The 18,119-nt window shown below is 64.3% G+C and carries 17 protein-coding genes; 10 read left to right on the top strand and 7 right to left on the bottom strand.

All coding sequences use genetic code 11. The annotated features are described in order from the left end of the window. Positions 1–17: 17 nt before the first annotated feature. The 7 genes from ACOZJV_RS34135 to ACOZJV_RS34105 all read right to left on the bottom strand — a co-directional run bounded on the left by ACOZJV_RS34135 (position 18) and on the right by ACOZJV_RS34105 (position 8,396). A complete protein-coding gene (locus ACOZJV_RS34135; RefSeq protein ID WP_421549558.1) occupies positions 18–1,589 on the bottom strand; it encodes a methyl-accepting chemotaxis protein in 1,572 nt (523 codons plus the stop codon). 13 nt (positions 1,590–1,602) lie between these two features. Beyond that, complete coding sequence (locus tag ACOZJV_RS34130) at positions 1,603–2,379, bottom strand: class II aldolase/adducin family protein (protein ID WP_201131777.1); 777 nt, start codon at positions 2,377–2,379, stop codon at positions 1,603–1,605. A gap of 25 nt (positions 2,380–2,404) precedes the next feature. Further along, positions 2,405–3,391: a ketopantoate reductase family protein gene (locus ACOZJV_RS34125; protein WP_421549557.1), complete on the bottom strand. Its 987-nt coding sequence runs from the start codon at positions 3,389–3,391 to the stop codon at positions 2,405–2,407. Between the two features lie 82 nt (positions 3,392–3,473). Beyond that, complete coding sequence (locus tag ACOZJV_RS34120) at positions 3,474–4,277, bottom strand: ABC transporter ATP-binding protein (protein ID WP_078474009.1); 804 nt, start codon at positions 4,275–4,277, stop codon at positions 3,474–3,476. 23 nt (positions 4,278–4,300) lie between these two features. Beyond that, on the bottom strand, positions 4,301–6,103 hold the full coding sequence (locus ACOZJV_RS34115) for an ABC transporter permease subunit (protein ID WP_421549556.1): 1,803 nt from the start codon (positions 6,101–6,103) through the stop codon (positions 4,301–4,303). Beyond that, positions 6,100–7,137: a branched-chain amino acid ABC transporter permease gene (locus ACOZJV_RS34110; RefSeq protein WP_201131775.1), complete on the bottom strand. Its 1,038-nt coding sequence runs from the start codon at positions 7,135–7,137 to the stop codon at positions 6,100–6,102. The genes ACOZJV_RS34115 and ACOZJV_RS34110 overlap by 4 nt, the downstream gene beginning before the upstream one ends. Before the next feature lie 107 nt (positions 7,138–7,244). Next, positions 7,245–8,396, bottom strand: a complete 1,152-nt coding sequence (locus ACOZJV_RS34105) for an ABC transporter substrate-binding protein (protein ID WP_201131774.1) — start codon at positions 8,394–8,396, stop codon at positions 7,245–7,247. 792 nt (positions 8,397–9,188) lie between these two features. Here ACOZJV_RS34105 and ACOZJV_RS34100 point away from each other — a divergent pair. The 10 genes from ACOZJV_RS34100 (at position 9,189) to ACOZJV_RS34055 (ending at position 18,100) form a co-directional block, all read left to right on the top strand. Then, a complete protein-coding gene (locus ACOZJV_RS34100) occupies positions 9,189–10,301 on the top strand; it encodes an amidase (protein WP_078473985.1) in 1,113 nt (370 codons plus the stop codon). A 26-nt stretch (positions 10,302–10,327) separates the two neighbouring features. Then, complete coding sequence (locus ACOZJV_RS34095; protein ID WP_078473986.1) at positions 10,328–11,500, top strand: acyl-CoA dehydrogenase family protein; 1,173 nt, start codon at positions 10,328–10,330, stop codon at positions 11,498–11,500. A 30-nt stretch (positions 11,501–11,530) separates the two neighbouring features. After that, positions 11,531–11,890, top strand: a complete 360-nt coding sequence (locus ACOZJV_RS34090) for an IacB protein (protein WP_078473987.1) — start codon at positions 11,531–11,533, stop codon at positions 11,888–11,890. A 15-nt stretch (positions 11,891–11,905) separates the two neighbouring features. Then, the gene (locus ACOZJV_RS34085; protein ID WP_421549555.1) at positions 11,906–12,424 is read left to right on the top strand and encodes a nuclear transport factor 2 family protein; all 519 of its coding nucleotides are present in this window, start codon (positions 11,906–11,908) and stop codon (positions 12,422–12,424) included. Between the two features lie 52 nt (positions 12,425–12,476). Next, entirely contained in the window at positions 12,477–13,751 is a 1,275-nt protein-coding gene (locus tag ACOZJV_RS34080; protein WP_078473989.1) for an aromatic ring-hydroxylating oxygenase subunit alpha, read from the top strand. Between the two features lie 19 nt (positions 13,752–13,770). Continuing rightward, complete coding sequence (locus ACOZJV_RS34075) at positions 13,771–14,247, top strand: aromatic-ring-hydroxylating dioxygenase subunit beta (protein ID WP_078474010.1); 477 nt, start codon at positions 13,771–13,773, stop codon at positions 14,245–14,247. A gap of 10 nt (positions 14,248–14,257) precedes the next feature. After that, the gene (locus ACOZJV_RS34070; protein WP_201131772.1) at positions 14,258–14,998 is read left to right on the top strand and encodes an SDR family NAD(P)-dependent oxidoreductase; all 741 of its coding nucleotides are present in this window, start codon (positions 14,258–14,260) and stop codon (positions 14,996–14,998) included. Between the two features lie 76 nt (positions 14,999–15,074). Then, positions 15,075–16,034, top strand: a complete 960-nt coding sequence (locus tag ACOZJV_RS34065; RefSeq protein ID WP_201131771.1) for a PDR/VanB family oxidoreductase — start codon at positions 15,075–15,077, stop codon at positions 16,032–16,034. A gap of 19 nt (positions 16,035–16,053) precedes the next feature. Further along, a complete protein-coding gene (locus ACOZJV_RS34060; protein ID WP_078473992.1) occupies positions 16,054–16,545 on the top strand; it encodes a flavin reductase in 492 nt (163 codons plus the stop codon). A 277-nt stretch (positions 16,546–16,822) separates the two neighbouring features. Then, the gene (locus tag ACOZJV_RS34055) at positions 16,823–18,100 is read left to right on the top strand and encodes an OprD family porin (protein WP_201131770.1); all 1,278 of its coding nucleotides are present in this window, start codon (positions 16,823–16,825) and stop codon (positions 18,098–18,100) included. Positions 18,101–18,119: the final 19 nt, after the last annotated feature.

Here is an 18,119-nt window from a genome sequence, read left to right as displayed (position 1 = left end):
GCGCTGTCGACAGCGCCTCAACCGTCGATAAAACGCTCCGCCAACTCCAGTTGGGAATTGGCCAGGCGGTGCAGTTCCTGGCCGATCTGGGTGCTGCGCCGGGATTGCTCGCTGCTGGTTTGCGCCAGGCTGACGATCTGGGTGATCTGCTGGTTGATCTGCTCCGCGACCTGGCCCTGCTGTTCGATGGCTGTGGCCATCTGCAAGCTCATGCCGGTGATCTGCCCGACCTCGCCACCGATCCGGTGCAGCGCCTGTTGCAGTTGCTCCACATCGTTGCGTGACTGGCGCGTCGCCGACTGGCCGCGCTGGGCGGTAGCCAGGGCGTGGGCGCTGCCGCTGCGCAAGCGCTCGATAGAGTGCTGGATCTGTTCGGTGGACTCGCGGGTGCGGGTGGCCAGGCTGCGCACCTCATCGGCGACCACTGCGAAGCCGCGCCCGGTTTCCCCGGCGCGAGCGGCCTCGATGGCGGCGTTCAGGGCCAGCAGATTGGTCTGTTCGGCGATGCTGCGGATCACCTGGGCGATGCCGCTGATGGACTCGATGGACTCCGCCAGTTGGCTGACGGCCTGGCCGATGTCTTCCACCGAGGTGCCCAGGCCGGTCATCGAGCTTTGGCTCTGTTCGGCGATGCGCTCGCCGTCGTGGGCCAGGCGGTCCACTGCCTGGGTGGCCTGAGCGGCCTGATGCAGGTTGCGCGACAGGTCCTGGATGGTCGCGCTCATCTGGTGGATCGCCGCCGCCGATTGTTCGGCTTCTTGCAGTTGGCGCTGCAACTGCCCGGCCTGGGCCTGGACCAGCAGCGACGATTCCTCGGCGCTTTGGCGCAGGGTCTGGCCGTTGATGCGAATGCGCGCCATCACCGTGCGCATGCGGGTTTTCTGCGTGTCCAGGGCCATGCCGAAGCGGCTGGCGTGGCCTGGGTGGTCGCCGTGCAGGGCGGCCAGCAGGCCGTCGCTGTAGACCTGTGGGTGGCGGCTGAACACCTGGCGGCTATCGGCCCGTTGCCGGGCGCGCCATTGCCAACTGGCGGCCAGCAGCCCGCCGAGGACCAGCAGCCCGGCACCGGGGGCAAGCCAGCCACCGAGCACGGCGCCGCCCACCGCCAGCGCCAGCAGCCAGCTCAGGCCCAGGCTGCGGGCGTGTTGCACCAGGCGCGCGCCCAGGCCCTGTGGGTGCTGCCCGGCGCCCAGGCGGCGGTAGAGGCGTTGCGTCGGCGCCAGCAGTTCGCCGGGCAGCGGGTGGTAGGTGGTGCCCAGTGCGGTCAACTGCCCGGCGTCGTACAGCGGCACCACATACAGGCTGCACCAGAAGGTTCCGCCCTGCTTGTGCCGGCCCATCAGCGGCGCGGTCCAGGGCGTGCCGCTGCGCAAAGTGGGCCACATGCGCTCGATCACCCGGGTCGGCATCTGCGGGTGGTTGATCATCTGGTGCGGCTGGCCCAGCAGCTCTTCGCGGCTGTAGCCGCATAGCTCGAGGTAGGCGTCGTTGCACCACAGCAGCGTGCCCTGGGGGTCGAGGCGCGAGATCGGCATCTCCGGCTCGGCCAGGGACGTGCCGCTGACTGCTGGCAATAAAGGGTTGGCCATACAAGGCTCCTGGTCAGCGGCGCGGGCCACGCTCGGCGTGCATTTTGCGCACCATGGCGTCGAAGAATTTGACCGCAAAGCCGCTGTCGCGGATCAGCATGGCCGTGAGGTCGGCGCACTTCTCGCCGATCTCGGCGCTCAACGGGTTGTCTTCGCCGCCCAGGGCGCCGGCCTGGCATTGGATTTCCGCCGCGCGCTGCACCGTCCACAACAGGAAAAACGCCTTGGCGATGCTGCTTTCGCCCACCGCGATGCCGTGGTTGCGCAGCACCAGGATGTGCTTGTCGCCGAGGCTGTCGATCATCCGGCTCTTCTCGTCGTCGAACAGGGTGATGCCTTCGAAGGTGTGATAGGCCACGCGGCCGTACAGTTGCGCGCCGTAGAAATCGTTGTGGCCGAAGCCGGCTTTTTTCATCACCACCGCCGAGATCGGCGTGGTGTGGGTGTGGATCAGGCACTGGATGTCGTCCCGTGCACCGTGCACCGCGCTGTGCAGGGCGAAGCCTGCGGGGTTGCCGTCGTAGGGCGAGTCTTCGAGCTTCTTGCCGTCGAGGTCGACCTTGAGCAGGTTGGCCGGGGTCACCTCGCTGTAGTTGAGGCCGAACGGGTTGACCAGGTAATGGTGCGCCGGCCCGGGCAGGCGCGCGGAGATGTGGTTGAAGATGGTTTCGGTCCAGCCGAAGAAGTCCACCAGGTGGTAACAGTGGGCCAGTTGAACCCGCAGGGCCCATTCTTCGGTGCTGCAATTTTGCGTGGGCTGCGAGGCGGTGGGGGAAGTCAGTTGCGACATGTCGAAGTCCTTGTGCGGGTGAGGTTCAGTGGCGCGCCTGGTCGCCGCGAAAACGCGCCAGGGCAATCAGGTTGCGGGTGATCGGCATGGCGATGGCCATGTGCTCGGCCAGTTCCAGTACCGCGTCGCCAATCGCCGCCAGCTCCAGCGGGCGTCCCTTGTCGTAGTCCTGCAGCATCGAGGTGCGCACCGGGCCCATGCCCGCCCCGAGTTCGAGAAAGGTCTGCGGGTCGATGCTGACCCGGGCGCCATGGGCGGCGGCGGTGAGCAGGGTTTCGTGGAGCGAGGCGCTGACCAGTGCTCGCAGTTCCGGCAGGCTGTAGAGCTGTTCGAGGGTGGCGCCGGTGATCACCGACAACGGGTTGGAGGTGATGTTGGCGATGATTTTGGTCCACAGGTTGTCGCGGATGCGGTCGGTGGCCCGGGCCTCGATGCCGGCGCTTTCCATCAGCGCCCGTACCCGCTCCAGACGCTGGCTGAGGCGGTTGTCGGGCTCGCCGAAAATCATCAGGTGCGGGTTGTTCGCCAGGGCCACCCCAGGCGTCGGGCAGTGGGCGGTGATAAACACCACGCAGCCCAGCACATGGCGCAGGTCCAGGGCGTCGGTCAACAGGCCCTGCGGGTCGACGGCCTTCACCCGCTGCCCGCTGAAGCGCCCCTCCTGGCCGTGGAAATACCACCAGGGCACGCCGTTGATCACCGGCACCACCACGGTGTCGGCGCCGATCAGCGGCTGGATCTGCGGCAGCAATTGGGCCAGCGCCGGGGCCTTGGTGCAGAGCAGCACCAGGTCCTGCTCGCCGAAGGCCCGGGGATCGTCGCTGGCATTGACCCGGACCCGGTGCTCGCCGTCCAGGTCCGACAGCTGGATGCCGTCGCGCTGGATGCTGGCCAGGGTGGTGCCACGGGCCAGCACGTTCACCGCCTGGCCGCTGGCGGCGAGGCGTGCGGCCAGGGTACAGCCGATGGCGCCGGCACCGGCGATGCAGATGCGCATGGGGGACGTGTTCATTGCGACTCCAGTTTCAAGGGCAGGCCGCCCTGGCCGATGACTGGCCAGGGCGGGCGCTGCAAGGGGGCGGCGCCAGGGTGGCTCAGGTGGCGAGCATTTCCTGGTGTTTGCTGGCCAGCCCCAGGTAGGCCTCGATCACCCGAGGGTCGTCGGCCAGTTGCCGGGCCGGGCCCTGCATGGCGATCTGCCCGGTCTCCAGCACATAGGCGTAGTCGGCGACCCGCAGCGCGGCGCGGGCGTTCTGTTCCACCAGCAGGATCGACACCCCCTGTTCGCGCAGGGCGCTGATGATGCGGAAGATCTCGCGGGTGATCAGCGGCGCCAGGCCCAGGCTCGGTTCGTCGAGCATCAGCAGCTTGGGCTTGGCCATCAGCGCCCGGCCCACGGCGAGCATCTGCCGTTCGCCACCTGAAAGAGTCGCCGCCAGTTGCTCGCGGCGCTCCCACAGCCGGGGGAACAGGTCATAGACCTCCTTGAGGGTGGCGGCGTAATCGCGATCGCCCCGGCGATGACGCTGGAAGGCGCCCAGCAGCAGGTTGTCGGCCACGCTCATGCTGGTGAACAGCTCGCGTTTTTCCGGCACCAGGCCCAGCCCGCGCGCGACCATGACCTCGACCTCCGGCAGGCCTTCAAGGCTGCCGTCGAAGTGCACCTGTCCCCGGGAACCGAGGACCCCCATGATCGCCGAGAGCAGGGTGGTCTTGCCGGCGCCGTTGGGCCCGATCACGGTGACGATCTGGCCCTTGCCCACACTCAGGCTGGCGTTGCTCAGGGCTTCGACCTTGCCGTAGGCCACGCTCAGGTCGCGGATTTCCAGCACCGCATCGCTGACCAGGTTACGCGGCTGCGCGAGGGCTGCACCGTGGGGCTCAGAGGGCACCGACATCGGCGTATTGATCATTGCGCTGCTCATTCCACGCCTCCCAGATAGGCTTCGAGTACGGCCGGGTCTTTCTGTACGTCTTCGGGCAGGCCCTGGGCGATGCGCTGGCCAAACTCCATGACCACCACCCGGTCCACCAGGCCCATGACGAAGTCCATGTCGTGCTCCACCAGCAGGATCGCCATGCCTTCGCTGCGCAAGCGGCTGAGCAGCACCCCGAGGGCTTCTTTTTCTTTCAGGCGCAGGCCGGCCGCCGGCTCGTCGAGCAGCAGCAGGCATGGGTCGGCGCACAGGGCGCGGGCGATTTCGAGGATCCGCTGTTGGCCCAGGGCCAGGCTGCCGGCCTGTTCATGCAGGCAGTCGCCGAGGCCGACCCGTTCCAGCTGGCGCCGTGCTTCGTTGAGCAGCTCGGCTTCTTCACGCCGCTCAAGGTGCAGCGCAGCCGCCATCACCCCTTGCCGGCCGCGCAGGTGGGCGCCGATGGCGACGTTCTCCAGCACGCTCATGTCCGGCAGCAGCTTGACGTGCTGGAAGGTCCGGCTCAGGCCCATGCGTGCCACTTGCCGTGAACTCAGGCCGTTGACCTTGCGCCCCATGAACAGCACATCGCCGGAGGTCGGGGTATCGACCCCGGACAGCTGGTTGAACAGGGTGCTCTTGCCGGCGCCATTGGGGCCGATCAGGGCCAGGATTTCACCGCTGTGCACCGCCAGGCTCATGTCGTTGTTGGCCACCAGGCCACCAAAGCGCTTGGTCACATGCAGCGCTTCGAGGATCTTCTGGCCATGGGCCGGCAACTCGCGGCGCGGCAGGGCGGCGGCGTTGAGGTCGACCGCAGGTGCTGCCCGGCGCATCTTCAGGCGCGCCGGCAGCCAGCTCACCAGCATGGGCCACAGGCCGCCCGGGGCGCGTTGCATCAACAGCACGATCAGCACGCCGAAGACGATGGTCTCGTAGTTGCCGGTGTTACCCAGCAAGTGCGGCAGCAAGTCCTGCAGCCACTGCTTGAGCATGGTCAGGATGCCGGCGCCGAGCAGTGCCCCCCAGACGCTGGAGACCCCGCCGATCAGCGCCATGAACAGGTAGTCGATGCCCATGTTGAGGCCGAACGGGGTCGGGTTGACGAAGCGTTGGGTGTGGGCGTACAGCCAGCCGGAGATCGCCGCGAACACAGCGGATATGACAAAGATCACCATCTTCGAGCGGAAGGTGTTGACCCCCATGGACTCGGCCATCAACTGGCCGCCCTTGAGGGCGCGGATCGCCCGGCCTTCCCGGGAGTTGAGGAGGTTCTGGGTGATGACGATGGCCACCAGCAGAATCACCCAGATCAGGTAGAAAATCTTTTCTCCCTTGTCCAGTTGCAGGCCGAACAGCGAGATCGACGGCAGGCCGCTGACCCCGGTGTGGCCGCCCAGGGACTCCAGGGTGCCGAACAGGTAATACAGGGACAGGCCCCAGGCGATGGTGCCCAGCGGCAGGTAATGCCCTGACAGCTTGAGGGTCAGCGCCCCCAGCAGCAGCGCCACGCCGGCAGTCAGCACTACCCCCACCAGCAGGCTCAGCCACGGCGAGCTGCCGGCCCAGGCCAGCCACACCGGCAGTTGCTCGGTGGTGGTGAGGTAGGCCGAGGTGTAGGCGCCCAGGCCGACAAAGGCCGCCTGACCGAAGCTGGTCATGCCGCCGACGCCGGTCAGCAGCACCAGCCCCAGCACCACCAGGGTGTAAAGGCCGATGTAATTGAGCAGGGTCACGTAGTAGGGCGGCAAGGCCAGCGGCGCAATGCCGAGGATCAGCACCAGGGCCAGCAACAGGTAGCGCGGGTTCATTCTTCTTCCTCCACATGACGGCTGGTGAGCGAACGCCAGAGCAGGAACGGAATGATCAGGGTGAACACGATGATTTCCTTGTAGGTACTGGCCCAGAACATCGAGAACGCTTCGATCAGGCCTACCGCCAGGGCGCCGAGGGCGGCCGCCGGGTAGCTGACCAGGCCGCCGATGATGGCGCCGACGAAACCTTTGAGGCTGATGATGAAGCCCGAGTCGAAATACAGGGTGGTGATGGGCGCGATCAGGATCCCCGACAAGGTGCCGATCAGCGCCGCCAGGAGAAAGGTCGACTTGCCCGCCAGGGTCGGCGAGATGCCCATCAGTCGCGCGCCCATGCGGTTCACCGCGGTGGCGCGCAGGGCCTTGCCGTACAGGGTGCGTTCGAAGAACAGGTAGAGCCCGACGATCAGCCCCAGGGACACCGCCAGCACCCACAGGGTCTGGCTGTTGAACGTCACCGGGCCCAGCTCCAGGCCGGCCTCGGAGAACGGCGCGGTGCGCGCGCCTTCAGGGCCGAACAGCAGCAGAGCGATACCCACCATGCTCACGTGCACCGCAATCGACACGATCAGCAGCACCAGGGAACTGGCCGACGCGATCGGCTGGAACACCAGGCGGTAGATCTGCGGGCCCAGCGGTACCACCAGCGCCAGGGTCAGCAGGGCCTGGATCGCCATCGGCAGTTCGGCCAGGGGCAGGGTACGGATCAGTCCGGCGATCAGCAGGGCATAGCCGAGCTTGAGCAGGATCCGTTTCGGAAAGGCAAAGGCCCGGCTCGAACGCGCGGCGGCCCACAGGTCGAGCAGGCAGTCGATTAGCGTCAGCCCGAGCAGCAGCCAGATCAGTGCGGTCGGTTGCCCGGCCTGCAAGCTGGCCATGGTCAAGGCGCCATAGGTCACGAATTCACCCTGGGGGATCAGCAGGATCCGGGTCACGGTGAACACCAGGAGGATCGACAAGGCCAGCAGCGCATAGATTGCGCCATTGGTCATGCCGTCCTGGCCCAGCAGCATGGCTATCTGGAAATTCATAATGAGAGCTCTTTTTTCTACCGGTTGAATATCACGCTGGACCGGCCTCGGCGGGGGCGGCCGCGAGGCGGGTCGGGCACGTCAGGCATGACGTGCCCCGGGTTCGATCAGTTGTCGCGCAACAGGGTCCAGTTGCCGTTCTTGACCACGATCAGCTCGCGACCGCGCTCATCGAAGCCGCTGTGGTCCTGCGGGGTCATGTTGTAAACCCCCTGGGTGCCGGCCAGTTCGTGGCTCTGCTCCAGGGCATCACGCAGTGCCGCGCGAAATTCCGGGGTGCCGGGTGCGGCCTTCTGCGCCGCGATCGGGATCGCCTTCTGCAACAGCAGGCCGGCGTCGAAGGTGTTGCCGCCAAAGGTCGCGGGCGCACTGCCGGTGAGTTTCTGGTAGGCGGCGGTGTAGTCGCTGGCGATCTTTTTCGACGGGTGGGAATCAGGGATTTCGTCGAGCACCAGCATCAGGCTCGCCGCGAGGATGGTGCCCTCGACCTTCTTCCCGCCCAGCTTGAGGAAGTCCGGCAGGGCGGCGCCGTGGGTCTGGTACACCTGGCCGCGATAGCCCTGGTCGAACAGGGTGGTCTGAGGCATCACCGCCGAACTGCCGGGGGCCGCCACCAGCACCGCGTCGGGGCGTGCGGCCAGCACTTTCAGGCTCTGCCCGGTGACGGAGGTGTCCTGGCGCTGGAAGCGCTCATTGGCCACCACCTTGATCCCGTGCTCGGCCGCCAGGCCGCCCATGACCTTGGCCCAGTTCTCGCCGTAGGGGTCGGCGGTGCCGATGAAGCCCAGGGTTTTCACGCCCTTTTTGCTCATGTACTCAAACAGCGCCTTGGCGATCAGGTCGTCGTTCTGGGTGGTCTTGAACACCCATTTCTTCTGCTCGGTCATGGGCAGCACCACTGCGGCAGTGCCGACTGGCGCCAGCAATGGCACGCCGGCTTCGGCGACGAACTGGATCACCCCCATGGCGTTGGGCGAGCCGCTTGGGCCAATGATTGCGTCGACTTTTTCTTCGTCGATCAGCTTCTTCAGCGCCTTGACGGTGGCGGTCGGGTCGCTGGCGTCATCCAGGGAAATGTACTTCACCGTCTGCTCGCCGGCCTGGGTCGGCAGCAGGGCGACGGTGTTCTTCTGCGGCAAGCCGACCAGGGCGATGGGGCCGGTGGAGGAGGTGATCACCCCGACTTTCACTTCAGCCTGCGCGGCACTGGCGCAGGCGACACTCAACAACAACGTGGACACGGCTTTTCTGAAGAACATGACTTTCTCCGAAGCGTTGCAAGGCGATGCAAGGGGCGAGTGGCTAGCCCTCCCGACGCCCGAGGGCGACGGGGGTGGCCTGTTTTTATCGAGTGGCATGGGCGTCGTGGTGGCTCACCTGACGCCGCCTGTGCTGACCGACCGATGACTCATCGGCCAGGAGGCGAGGACGGCAAAAGCAGATTGCATGCCAGAAAAATCTGAAGCACGGCGCCTCGGGTGTTACCGCGCCTTGCTGACGATGGGGCAATCGAGGGTCGGTTGAAGGGGCGGTGGCGGGGGCTGGATCGAGGTGTCTGGCGGGCCCGCAAAAAGCCCATGCACACCGTGTGGAGCAAGGCGTTGATCTGGATCAAGGAAGGGCATTTTCAGGGCTGGAAGCGGCCTCTGAAAAGTGCAAAAAATGGTGTTTTTTAAGGCTTGAAAATGGCCTGTTTTGAGCTCTGTTTTTTATTGAATCGGAACGTATTTTTTTGCGTGTTTCGAGCTGTGTCTGCGCCTTTTGTTTGTTGAGAGTGATTTTCATCATGTTCGTATGCTGTTGATAAATAACGATAAAAAGACTGATTTATGGGTTTTTAGGGTTTTTTAAGGTCTGTTACCAAAGTGCACGCCACTGGTGCGATCGGGTAAAAAATGCACCGAAAATACACACTCTTTTATTTGGGAAAATTCAATTGACATTTCACGTAAATATTATGATTTTAGATTTAAGCGATTGCCCCCCGGTTGCGGTCGGGTACATCCGTTCTGGCGAGAGTTGGCCAGTGATCTAGGAAGCAGGTGAAAGGCATGTCGATCGTCGTCGAAGAATTAGCGTTAGGTGGGAGCGGCAGCTCGGTAATGGTCAAAGACACCATTGATATCGCCGGCTATGCGACCCGCGCTTCGAGTTATGCACTGGCCGATGCGCCGGCTGCCACCGAGCATGCGCAGGTGGTGCAGGCCTTGCTCGCGGCCGGTTGCCGGATCAGCGGCAAGACCAGCCTGCATGAGCTGGCCTTTGGTACCACCGGGATCAACGCCTGGGTCGGCACGCCGCCGAACCCGCGTTACCCGGGGCGTATTCCCGGCGGCTCATCCAGCGGTTCGGCCGCCGCGGTGGCAGCCGGCCTGTGTGATTTCGCCCTGGGCACCGACACCGGTGGTTCGGTGCGCATCCCGGCCGCCTGCTGCGGGGTATTCGGGCTCAAGCCAAGCTTTGGCCGGGTCAGCCGTGAAGGCGTGATGCCGGCCCGTAGCACCCTGGACTGCGTCGGCCCGCTGGCCGCCAGCATCGAGCGCCTGATCGAGGCCATGCAGGTCATCGACCCCAGCTTTGGCCCACTGCCAACCGTCGACCACATCAGCATCGGCGTGGTGCCGGTGGTGGCTGCCGCCGAGATCCAGGCGGCCGTCAACCAGGCCCTGGAGCGCTGCGGCTTGCACCTCGGCGAGCAACCATTGCCCGGCATGGCGGCGGCCTATGACGCCGGCATGGTGGTGATCAATGCCGAGACCTGGGCCGCCTGTGGCCATCTGTTGCCCGGTGGGCGGGTTGGCGCCGATATCGCCGGCCGCCTGCAGGCCGCCAGCCAGACCAGCGCCGCCGCCCTGGCCGAGGCCGAACGCGTGCGCCAGGCCTTTAGCGCCGAGGTCGATGCGGCGCTGGCGCGCTTCCCGATCCTGGCCATGCCGACCATGCCCGACTACCCGCTGGCCCTGGCCGATGCGGCCGACACCCGTGCGGTGCTGGGCATGACCGCCCTGGTGCGGCCGTTCAACCTTTCCGGTCACCCGGCCCTGAGTCTTCCCCTGGAAGGCGCTTCAGGACTGCCGGTAGGCCTTCAACTCATTGCCGCCCACGGCGCGGACGAGCTGCTTTGTGCAGTGGCCCGCGAGCTGGTCCGGCGTCTGGAAGACTAATCGTCATGCTTACATTGGAGAAACCCATGACTGTGCTTAGCGAGCTGGACCATCAGCGCGGCGCGCCGATCACCGCGGGTGAAGAATTCCAGCAATTGCTGGTGGAGATCCGGGCCCGGGCCCGGGACGAAGAATTCGATCGCCAGAAGTTCATTTCAGCCGACGTGATCGAGCGTTTCCGCACCCTCGGCGTGTACCGCGCCCTGGTGCCCAAGCGCTTTGGCGGCGACGAGCGTTCCCCTGCCGAGTTCTGCCAGATGGTCGAAGACATTTCGATCGCCGACGGTTCGGCCGGCTGGGTCGCCAGCTTCGGCATGAGCCCGGTGTACCTGGCGGCGCTGCCCCTGGACACGATCAAGAAAATCTACGCCGACTCCCCGGACGTGGTGTTCGCCGGCGGTATCTTCCCGCCGCAGCCGGCGACCTTTGTCGAGGGTGGCCTGGAGGTCAACGGCCGTTGGAAATTTTCCAGCGGTTGCATGGGCGCCTCGCTGATCGGCGTCGGCATCGCCCCGAAAAACGGCGAGATGCTCGGCTTGCCGCGCCTGGCCGTGATGCCACGGGAAAAGGTGCGGATCGAGGAAACCTGGAACGTGGTCGGCCTGGTCGGTACCGGCAGCCACGACGTGGTGGTGGAGAACGTGGTGGTGCCCGAAGAGTGGACCTTCGTCCGCGGCGGGCCGGCGAACCTGGATGAGCCGTTTTTCCGCTACCCGTCGCTGTCGTTCGCCACCCAGGTGTTGTCGGTGGTCGGTCTCGGTGTGGCCCGCGCGGCCCTGGATGAACTGAGCGGCATGGCCTCCGGGCGCATCTCGGTGACCGGTGCGCCGTCGTTGTCCGACCGGCCCCTGGCCCAGGTCGAGATGGCCAAGGCCGAAGCCTCGTTGCGCGCCGCGCGTTCCTGGTTCTACCAGGCCATCGATGACGCCTGGAGCAGTGTCCTGGCCGGCGACCCGGTGACCCTTGAGCAGACCAACATGCTGCGCCTGTCGTCGACCCACGCCACCCGCGTCGCCGCCGAAGTGGCGCGCACCGCGCAGATGCTCTCGGGCATGAGCGGGGTGTATCGCAGCAGTCCGCTGTCGCGCTTCGTCAACGACACCCAGGTCATCACCCAGCACGCCTTCATGGGCGACATGACCTACCAGAACGCCGGCGCCATTTTCTTTGGCAACAAGCCGCTGCCGGGTTACCTGTAATTTTTTTCCAACCTTTGACTGGTGAATTTCATGACCGATAAAAAAGCCCTGCGAGTGCTGTTCTGCATTGGCATCAACCAGAACTTCTTCGACGCGCCGCGCCCCGAGGCCCTGGAGGTCTGGGCCGCTTTCGGCGAAATGTGGCACGGCATCGCCGACCTGCCGGGGGTCACCGTGCTCGGCAATATGGACGACGACCAGAGCATGGTCGGGCCGTCCGCCGGCTGGCCCTGGACCACCTACCTGCTGGCCGACGTGCCGGACATCGAGACCGTGCACGCCGCCTGCAACCTGTTCCGCACCACGTCGGTGGGCGATGGCCCGTACAAACTCTGGAAGTACTGCAAGGTCGAGGCCCGTACCGGCCGCGAACTGATCATCCAGCGCTGAGCCGAGGCCGACCCCATGTCATCACAAGAGCGCATCGAGGCCCTGGAGCAGCAACTTGACCAGTTGCAAAGCGAGCACGCGATCCGGGCCTGCATGAACCGCTACATGCTGCTGTGCGACGAACTGGGTGTCGGTTCGCCGCTCGCCGAGTTGGCGGGGCTGTTTACCGTCGACGCGGTGTGGGAAGGCAAGGGCGCCAAGTACCGCGACAGTTTCGGCGGCTACCGGGGGCGCGAGGCGATCAGCGCCATGTTCTCCACCTACATGGTCGAGCCCGCGCACTTTGCCCTCAACGTGCACTTTTTGACCTCGGAGCTGATCCAGGTCCAGGGCGATGCCGCAGACGCGAGTTGGGTGATGTTGCAGACCTCGACCTTCGCCAGCGGCGCCTCGCACCTCAACAGCGCGCGCCTGACGGTGCGTTTCGCCCGGGAGCAGGGGCAATGGCGCATGGCGCATTTCCAGACCGAAAACCTGTTCAGCCGTCCGGTGGACCGCTGGAACAGCGACGCCCAGTTGCCGGTGCCGGCCTAGGCATAGCCCCAGAATTCTTAGAGTCGGCGCCACACGCCGACAAGGAGTGATCGTGAATAACCTGATAAACACCGTAACCCTGGAATCCAGCCCGGCCGACCTGGTGCTGCACGACCGCGTGCACACCTCGCTCTACACCGATGGCCGGATCTTCGACCAGGAACTGGACAAGATTTTCTACAGCACCTGGATCTGGGTCGCCCACGCCAGTGAGATTCCCGACTCCGGCAGCTACAAGAGCACCTACGTCGGCAAGCAGCCGGTGATCGTGGTGCGCGACCGCAAGAAGGATGTGCACGTCCTGCTCAACCGCTGCCGCCACCGTGGGGCCACGGTCTGCGAGCACAAAAAGGGCAAGACCAACAGCTTTGTCTGCCCGTACCACGGCTGGAGCTACGCCCTGGACGGTAGCCTGCGCGGCGTGCCGCACCCCGAGAGCTATGGCGATTGCCTGGACAAAAGCGAGCTGCCCCTGGTGAGCCTGCGGGTCGAGCAGTACAACGGCATGATCTTCGCCACCTTCAAGGACGACATCGAACCGCTGTCGGACTTCCTCGGCCCGGCCAAAAAGTGGATTGATCTGTTCATGAAGCAGGGCGCCGGCTACCCGGTCAAAGTCGGCGGCGAACACCGTTTCCGCTTCCCGGGCAACTGGAAGATCCAGCTCGAAAACACCACCGATGCCTACCACTTCCCGCTGGTGCACAAGTCATTCTTGTCCTCGGTGGATGAACAGACCCTGGAACTGTTCGATTTCGTCGAAGGCCCGGGCTATGTCGAAGACCTGGGCAACGGCCACAGCGTGATGGTGATGATCCCCGATCTGGTGGACCTGGAAGCCAACCTCGACCTGCCGATCCCGGAACGCTTCCAGGAACTGGCCGAGCAGCTGCGCGCCGAAGGCCAGGACGAGGAGGCCGTGCGCCGCATCGTGCGGGCGGTCGGTGGCTCCGGGTTCAACCTCAATCTGTTCCCCAACATCGCCTGCTCGATGGCGTTCTTCCGCGTGCTGCAACCGATCGCGGTGGATGAAACCGAGATCCATCACGCAGTGATCACCATGGACGGCGGCCCGGCCGTGGCCAACCGCTACCGCCTGCGCCTGCACGAACACTTCCAGGGCCCGATGGGCTTTGGCACCCCGGACGACTCCGAGGCCTGGGAGCGGGTACAGCGTGGCGCCAGTGCTGGCACCGACCTGTGGATCATGCTCAACCGTGGCCTGCCGGGCGAAACCCCGAGCGCCGATGGCCTGGTCAGCGACGTCAGTGCCGAGACCGGAATGCGCGCTGGTTACCAGCAGTGGAAAAAGATGATGTCGGCCTGAGTCGACGGAGAACCCCATGATCAATCTGCAATTGCTCAACCAAGTCACTGCCTTCATCTGGCAGGAAGCGGACATGCTCGACCATGGCGATTTCGTCGATTGGCTCGACCTGTGGACCGAGGATGCGACCTACATCATCCCCATCGACCCGCTGGAAACCGATTTCGAGAACACCCTGAACTACGCCTATGACAACCACCATATGCGCCAGCTGCGGGTCACCCGCCTGACCAGTGGCGAGTCGATCTCGACCACGCCACGGGCGCGTACTGTGCGCAGCCAGTCGCGCTTTCGCCTGCTGGCCGACGAGGGCGGGGTGGTCACCGTGCGCTGCGCGCAGAACCTGCGCGAGTTCCGCAAGGACGTGCTCAAGCAGTACACCGCCGATGTCACTTTCCAGCTGGTGCGCAGCGGCGACAGCTTCAAGATCCAGCGCAAGCTGATCCAGTTGATCAACTCCACCGACACCCTCGCCGGTATCGGCTACATCCTCTGAGGAGCCAGGCATGACACAGGTAGCATTGGTCACCGGCGCCGCCAGCGGGCTGGGTGCAAGCATCGCCGAACAGTTGTTGGCGGCAGGGTACCGGGTGGTGCTCAGCGACCTTTCTCTGGCCGCGGCCCAGGCCACCGCCCGGGAACTCGACGCCAGCGGCGAGCGGGTCCTGGCGTTGCAACTGGACGTGGCCAGCAAGGCCGATTTCGAGGCGGCGCTGGCGGCGGTGCTGCGCACCTGGGGCGTGCTGCACGTGGTGGTCAACAACGCCGCGATGACCATGACCACGCCGCTGATGCAGATCAGCCCGGAGGAGTTCGACCGGGTGACCAGCGTCAACCAGCGCGGGACTTTCGTCGGTTGCCAGGTGCTGGGCGGCTACCTGGCCAGCCAGGGCTACGGGCGCATCATCAACATGGCGTCCCTGGCCGGGCAGAACGGCGGCACCGCCACCGGCGCGCATTACGCCGCCTCCAAGGGCGCGATCATCACCCTGACCAAGATCTTCGCCAAGGAGCTGGCGGCGTCCGGGGTCACGGTCAATGCCATTGCCCCGGGGCCGATCGAGTCGCCGGCGGTGCGTGCGGCGGTGCCACCCGAGCGCCTGGAAACCCTGATCAAGGGGATTCCAGTGCAGCGCCTGGGCAGTGCCGACTTTATCGGCCGCGTGGTGGTGCAACTGGCCAGCGAAGAGGCCTTCTTCACCACCGGCGCAACCTGGGATGTCAACGGCGGGCTCTTTATGCGCTGACCCCGATCGGGGTCGCGAACCCACACGCAGGGCCGCCATGGCGCGGCCCGTTACCACGAAATCTGGATGATCCTGTATGAGCGATCAAGTATTGAAAGTCGTCGTGCGCAAGCGCGAAGAGCAGGGCGACGGCGTCGTCGTGCTGGATCTGGCCGACCCACTGGGGCAGCCGTTGCCGGCGTTCGAGGCCGGGGCCCATGTGGATGTCCACTTGAAGCCGGGGCTGGTGCGCCAGTACTCGCTGTGTGGCGACCCGGCCCAGCCCCTGGCCTATCGCCTGGGCGTGCTCAAGGACCCGGCCTCGCGCGGCGGATCGCTGGCGGTCCACGAGCTGTTGCTTGAAGGCCGTGAAATCGAGATCAGCGCGCCGCGCAACCACTTCCCCCTGGCACCGGATGCGCGGCGTTCGATCCTGATCGGCGGCGGCATCGGCATCACCCCGATGGTGGCCATGGCCTATGCCCTGAATGCCCGCGACAGCGATTTCGAACTGCACTACTGCGCACGTTCCCGCAGCCGCAGCGCCTTTCTCGAGGAGCTGGGCAACGCCGCCTTCGCCCCGCGCCTGCACACCCACTTCGATGACGAAGCGGATGCGCAAAAGCTCGACCTGGCCAAGGTCCTGGGCAGCCCGCAAGCCGGTGTGCACGTATATGTCTGCGGCCCGGCGGGCTTCATGGACTGGGTGATCGCCCAGGCCATCGCCCAGGGTTACGCCGACGACCATGTGCACCGCGAGTACTTCCAGGTCGACGTCGATGCCTCGGGTGCGGGCTTTGAAGTGCACGCCGCGCGCAGCGGCAAGACGGTGCAGGTGGCCGAGGGCCAGAGCATCGTCGAGGCCCTGGGCGCGGTCGGGATAAAAATCGAGATTTCCTGTGAACAGGGGGTCTGCGGCACGTGCCTGTGCGACGTCCTGGAAGGCGAGCCGGACCACCGCGACGTCTACCTCACAGATGAAGAAAAACAGGCCAACGACCAGATTCTGGTGTGTTGCTCGCGGGCCAAGTCCAAGAAGCTGGTGCTGGATATCTGATACACCGGAGGTTAATACCATGGTCGATACAACTGGATTTCGTAACTCAATGGCGATGCTCGGCGGCGCGGTGTCCATCATCGCCACCGACGGTCCCGCCGGTCGTTTCGGCTTCACCGCTTCGGCAGTGTGCAGCGTTACCGATCAGCCGCCGACGCTGCTGGTGTGCATGAATCGCTCGTCGTTTTCCAATGTGCACTTCAAGAGCAATGGCGTGCTCAGCGTCAACGTCCTGACCCCTGAACTGCGCGACGTGTCCGGGGTGTTCGCCAACCGCGACCTGGACGCCGAACAGCGTTTTTCCAGCGCCCGCTGGACCACCCTGGAAAGCGGTGCACCGCTGCTGGACGAAGCGCTGGTGAGCTTCGACTGCCGCATCGCCCAGGCCCATGAAGTGGGGTCGCACACGATTTTCTATTGCGAGGTCCTGGGGATTCGCAACAGCGAAGGACAGCAGGGCCTGGTCTATTTCAACCGTGCTTATCACGAAATAGGGCAGAGGCAGATTTGAGCTGCCAGCTACAAGCTGCAAGGTAGAAGCAATAAGTAAGAAACAAGAAACAAGAACAATAAGCAGGCTCTATAAGCTGCGTGAAAGTAGTGAGTGTCATGTTGTAAGTTTGCCTCTTTCAGCTCGAAGGTTGAGGCTGGCAACTTGCAGCTGCTTTCATTTCTAGTGGTTATAAAAACAATATTGCAGGTTGACTGCCAAAGTTACTCTTTTGCTCATTTGATCTGCTTCCACTCGTCGTGCCTTTGTGCATGTCATAAAAAGAAAGGAAAGTTTCATGTTTCAGAAGAGCTGGGTAAACCGTGGCCTTTGCACCACGGCTGTGATGGGGATCTTCACGCCATTGATTGCGCAGGCCGATTTTGTCGATGATCGACAGATCAGCCTGGGAACTCGCAACTTCTACATCGACCGTGACTTCAAGCAATCGGACGCGCCCAAGTCGCGGATCGGCAGTTGGACCCAAGGTTTCGATTTTCGCGCCATCTCCGGCTATACCGAGGGCACGCTGCAGTTTGGCCTCGATCTGTCGGCGCAATACGCCTATCGCCTGGACGGCGGTGGCGGTCGCGGCCCCGACAGCATCATCCCCTACGACGACAGCAAGGGAGAGCAGGTTCGCGATTACGGGCGCGCGGCGCTGACCGGCAAAGTGCGTTACAACAAGACCGAACTCAAGATCGGCGAACTGCGACCGACCTTGCCGGTGGCGTATATCGATGATTCGCGGCAGTTGATCACCACCTATCACGGGGTGCAGATCGAATCCAAGGAAATCGACAACTTGACCCTGACCGGCGGGCGCTTTACCGAGATCAGTTCGCGGGAATCTTCCAATCGGGAAAAGATGTACCTGTTTAACGGCCCGGATATACAGCGGCGCAGTGACGGCCTCAACTTCGGGGGCGGTACCTATGCCTTCAGTCCCAACTTATCGGCTACTTACTTCTATGGGCAGTTGGAAGATATCTATCAACAGCACTACCTGGGGTTGATGTACAACCATGACTTGGGCGCGGGTTATGGGTTGAAGACCGACTTGCGTTACTTCAATAACAAGGAAGACGGCAAGGCCTTGTACGGCGAGATCGACAACCGCTCCTACGGGCTGATGACCACCCTGAAAAAAGGCGGCCATGCCTTCGGCATCGGTTACCAGCGCATGCTCGGCGAGTCGACCTTTCCCACCCTCAACGGCTATGCGCCGCAGCCGTACCTGGTGAACTGGTCGACCGTGGCCTTCGTCAAGCCCAACGAGAGTTCCTGGCAACTGCGCTACGACTACAACTTCGCCGCCATGGGCGTGCCCGGCCTGAAGCTGATGACCCGTTACATCCGTGGCACCGGGGTCGACCGTGGCAGCAATGCCCTGGACCAGAACGTCGAGAGCGAACGCAACATCGTCCTCGGCTACGTGGTGCAGAGCGGCACCCTCAAGGACCTGGGCTTCGAATGGCGGCGCATCGACGTCAAGACCCGCTATGGCAGTGGTCGGGCCGCGGGCCCGGATTATCAGGAGAACCGCCTGATCACCACCTACACCTGGAAGTTCTAAAACACCGCGTCTCGCCGCC

This window comes from Pseudomonas sp. QD4 (genome assembly GCF_049199125.1).
In the GTDB taxonomy this organism is placed as follows: Bacteria; Pseudomonadota; Gammaproteobacteria; order Pseudomonadales; family Pseudomonadaceae; genus Aquipseudomonas.
Note: the sequence above shows the minus strand (reverse complement) of the source record. Positions and strands in the feature narration are given on the sequence as shown.